The 3,952-nt window shown below is 36.6% G+C and carries 6 protein-coding genes; all 6 read right to left on the reverse strand.

Annotated elements, in window-relative coordinates; translation table 11 throughout:
• Window positions 1-82: 82 nt before the first annotated feature.
• Window positions 83-379 carry a HigA family addiction module antitoxin gene (locus tag MTCD1_RS18000; RefSeq protein ID WP_057183199.1) on the reverse strand — a complete coding sequence of 99 codons (297 nt, stop codon included), beginning with the start codon at window positions 377-379 and terminating at the stop codon, window positions 83-85.
• Window positions 379-657, reverse strand: a complete 279-nt coding sequence (locus MTCD1_RS18005) for a type II toxin-antitoxin system RelE/ParE family toxin (protein ID WP_057183201.1) — start codon at window positions 655-657, stop codon at window positions 379-381. Before MTCD1_RS18005 ends, MTCD1_RS18000 begins: the two co-directional genes overlap by 1 nt.
• Before the next feature lie 141 nt (window positions 658-798).
• On the reverse strand, window positions 799-993 hold the full coding sequence (locus MTCD1_RS18010; RefSeq protein ID WP_057183203.1) for a hypothetical protein: 195 nt from the start codon (window positions 991-993) through the stop codon (window positions 799-801).
• A 597-nt stretch (window positions 994-1,590) separates the two neighbouring features.
• Window positions 1,591-2,142 (reverse strand): hypothetical protein, encoded by a 552-nt coding sequence (locus MTCD1_RS18015; protein ID WP_057183205.1) that lies wholly within the window; start codon window positions 2,140-2,142, stop codon window positions 1,591-1,593.
• Window positions 2,143-2,622: 480 nt separating this feature from the next.
• Window positions 2,623-2,913 carry an SEC-C metal-binding domain-containing protein gene (locus MTCD1_RS21550; protein ID WP_057183207.1) on the reverse strand — a complete coding sequence of 97 codons (291 nt, stop codon included), beginning with the start codon at window positions 2,911-2,913 and terminating at the stop codon, window positions 2,623-2,625.
• 456 nt (window positions 2,914-3,369) lie between these two features.
• On the reverse strand, window positions 3,370-3,765 hold the full coding sequence (locus MTCD1_RS18025; RefSeq protein ID WP_057183209.1) for a DUF3465 domain-containing protein: 396 nt from the start codon (window positions 3,763-3,765) through the stop codon (window positions 3,370-3,372).
• Between the last annotated feature and the right edge of the window lie 187 nt (window positions 3,766-3,952).

Consider the following 3,952-nt stretch of genomic DNA (forward strand, 5'->3'; position numbering starts at 1 on the left):
GAGTACTCATCAATATCGGGCTTGTTCAACAACAGGATCAAGTTGCGGCTGCGCGCAACCTATCCTTTATTTATTATATTTTTTATGCCACTGCAAAATTTACTAAGTGGACATTAGTTAAATTAACCTGTTGCTTAGCATGCCAGAGATCATAGTTATCTTGCATTGATAGCCAGCTTTCAGGTGTTCTGCCAATTGCTTTTGACAAGCGAAGTGCCATTTCTGGAGAGATTGCACTTTGACCTTTTAGAACTCGATTTAAAGTAGATGACGCTACATCTAATTGTTTAGCTAAATAACGACAGCTATAACCAGAAGGTTCTAAATAAACGTCATAGATAAACTCCCCTGGATGAGGTGGATTATGTTGCATACTCATTAGTGATAGTCCTCATAATTAAGAATATAAGCATTACCATCGATAAATTCGAAAGTAACACGCCAGTTAGCGTTTACAGTAATTGACCAAGTCCAATCTCGATCACCTTTTAATGGATGTAATTTAAATCCGGGTAAATTGATGTCATCAATTTCTTGTGCGGTATCGATTGCGGTAAGTTGCATACGCAATTTACGTTGATGTTTTGCCTGAATTCCTGAAACACTACCTGTTTGGAAGTATTTCTTGAGGCCTTTATGTTTAAAAGATTTAATCATGTGATAATTGTAGCGTGATGCGCATCAACTGTCGATAAAAATATAACGCCCTGTTAACAGGCAAAATGCAGTTGGCTATAATAGTGAGGAACGAACGAAGCCAACTGTAATTTGTCCGTTTAAATTGCCTTATAGTAGTATTTACGATATTGAGTCTTTGTTGACCCGTCCACCTATAATACTTGCTGAAACTGCACACCATACAGCTGAAACCATTCCCATTAACGCAGGAGTAGATTCTATTGCTGATGACATGTGAAGACCGAATAATGTTCCTAATAGCCCAACTGATAAGCCAGCAATAGCAAAGGATTGATTCTGTAATTGAATTTTCATGTAACACTCCATGTTTTGATAAATGATTATACTGCTAACGAGCTTGTAGAATAACTCGTTGGTTATGAATTACCCCTTAAAATCGAGGTTACAAATGCATTACCTATATCGAGTTAATCGTCTACAGTGCGATATAGGAGTACAAATGTTTAGCTGTTTTGGCTGAATTAGTTATTCTACAGCCTCAACGCCCAAATAACGGGCTAAGTAATACTTGCTAAAATGTGAAACGAAGTGGAACCGAGCAAGTGTTACGTGTCCCAGTTGATTTGCTTGTTAGTTGCAACACACTTTAACCAAATACAACAATAACTTAAACGCACCGTAATGAAAATACCAAACCGTGAATTTGAGCCATGACACTCACTATTTAGAGTGAATAGTTACGCTAATACACCTTTCAGAAACGTGATGAAAGTGACTAACTTATTCGCGATAAAGCACCAAACAATGAATTGGTGAAACTGAATTATTTAGCACTTAGAAGCTTTTTTTTATTAGCCAACTAACGCCTTGCTAAGCGGAAAATAATGGTTGGCTATAATCGCGGAGCGATGGCCAACTGTTATTTTTCCGTTTAAGCAACTTGTTATACGTTTACTCCTTGCTATCAGACTGATTTGATGCAGGTTTATCATTTGACTGTTCTTGTGGAGTGTCATTTGTTGGGCGCATATTAGATACCCCATTGAGGCTTTTCTTTTTGATCTCTTTATTTTGGTTTACCATTTGCTCAATATTATTGCTCATACAATTTTCCTTATTTTTTAGTTTTTCGATGCTTGAAAAAGCACCTACGAGTAATGTAAATATAATACCTAAAACAAATGATAAAACAGCCGTTTTATCGAGAATAGTTAATATCACATCATTATTGTCATTACCTGAGACAACACTTTCTAAATATGTTGAATTACGAGAGAAAACACCTAAAACAGATATAATACTTATTAAAAAACAAATTAAAGCTAGCCCGTATATTATTGCTGTATATACACTATTAGTGCCAATCGCTGTTAACAGTGTAACTAATAAGCCTATGCCCGCTGAAGACAAACTCAACAGATGTTTATCTTTTTCAAACCTTGTCGTATACCAAGCATTTAAAGTGCTTGAATAAAAAGCTAAATCTTTATCATTTTCCGCCATTTAATCCACCAAACTTGAAATTATCGAAACGTATAACGCCCAAATAACGGGCTAAGTAATACTTGCTAAAATGTGAAACGAAGTGGAACCGAGCAAGTGTTACGTGTCCCAGTTGATTTGCTTGTTAGTTGCAACACACTTTCACCAAGTACAACAATAACTTAAACGCACCGTAATGAAAATACCAAACCGTGAATTTGAGCCATTACACTCACTATTTAGAGCGAATAGTTACGCTAATACACCTTTCAGAAACGTAATAAAAGTGACTAACTTATTCGCGGTAAAGTACCAAACAATGAATTGGTGAAACTGAATTATTTAGCACTTAGACGATCTTTTTTATTAGCCAACTAACGCCCACTTAAGCGGACAAAAAAAGTTGGTTAAAATGTGTAGCGAAGCGGAACCTAACCAACTGTTTTTGTTCCGTTTGAAGTGCTTGTTATGCAAAATTTTAAAATAGAAAACAGGCCAGTATCACTTAACCTCAGCCTTGCATTCCTTTAATAATTCTTCAGCTTTTTCTTTGCCAAATTCATTTACCATCTCATCCCACATTGGAGAGTTTCTAATTTGATTTTGGTACTCTTTCGTCATTTGATCAATTTCAGATGAAGTGGGTTTCACACCTTGAGAAATAATATGCATGCCTTCTTCATCGGACCATGTAACTGGTAATTCTGAAGCGTTTTTTAGCATGCAGCACTTCTTGTACTTATGACCGCTACCACATGGACATGGATCATTTCTTCCAATTTTATCATTCATAATAAACCTCCATTATAACAGCAGAGTATTTTTGCATAACGCCCAAATAACGGGCTAAGTAATACTTGCTACAATGTGAAACGAAGTGGAACCGAGCAAGTGTTACGTGTCCCAGTTGATTTGCTTGTTAGTTGCAACACACTTTAACCAAATACAACAATAACTTAAACGCACCGTAATGAAAATACCAAACCGTGAATTTGAGCCATTACACTCACTATTTAGAGTGAATAGTTACGCTAATACACCTTTCAGAAACGTGATGAAAGTGACTAACTTATTCGCGGTAAAGCACCAAACAGTGAATTGGTGAAACTGAATTATTTAGCACTTAGACGATCTTTTTTATTAGCCAACTAACGCCCAATTAACGGGCTAAGTAATAGTTGGCCATAATTGTGAACGTAGTGAGCGCGGCCAACTGTTGCGTGTCACGTTGAATTGCTTGTTATAAAGCTATTGGTAAACTCTACCGTTATGCTTTAACCAACCACCAATATGATTGCCGTTTGGATCTCTGTGAGTCCAATGTACTACACCACCTTTGTTATTCCACTCATACTCACCGTAAAACTGAACAGAATCACCTTTTGAAATAGAGCTAATTCTTGGTGCAAGATCAATATTGTGAGCTATTAAGATAGTTTGACCTGAGGACAATTTGAGAATGAATTTTTGATGGCGAGAACCTTGATTATCGTCTTTTAATATACGAATTACTTTGCCATTACCTTTTACTTGGATATCACTCTTTTGGCTTTTATAAGCCTCATTTAGAGATATTGCTTCAGCAAAACTTACCCATAGCAAAAAGGTAAAAACTACTGAAATTGATACTATTAGTTTTCTCATGTGCCAAACTTTCCCTAGCTTTATAACGCCCAAATAACGGGCTAAGTAATACTTGCTACAATGTGAAACGAAGTGGAACCGAGCAAGTGTTACGTGTCCCAGTTGATTTGCTTGTTGAACGAAGCCGCTATGCGGCAGAAAAAGCAAACCTCGTCTCTACTTAAACTATCCGTCAACAAAGGCGGTG

Source organism: Colwellia marinimaniae (assembly GCF_002207865.1).
GTDB classification, from domain to species: Bacteria; Pseudomonadota; Gammaproteobacteria; order Enterobacterales; family Alteromonadaceae; genus Colwellia; species Colwellia marinimaniae.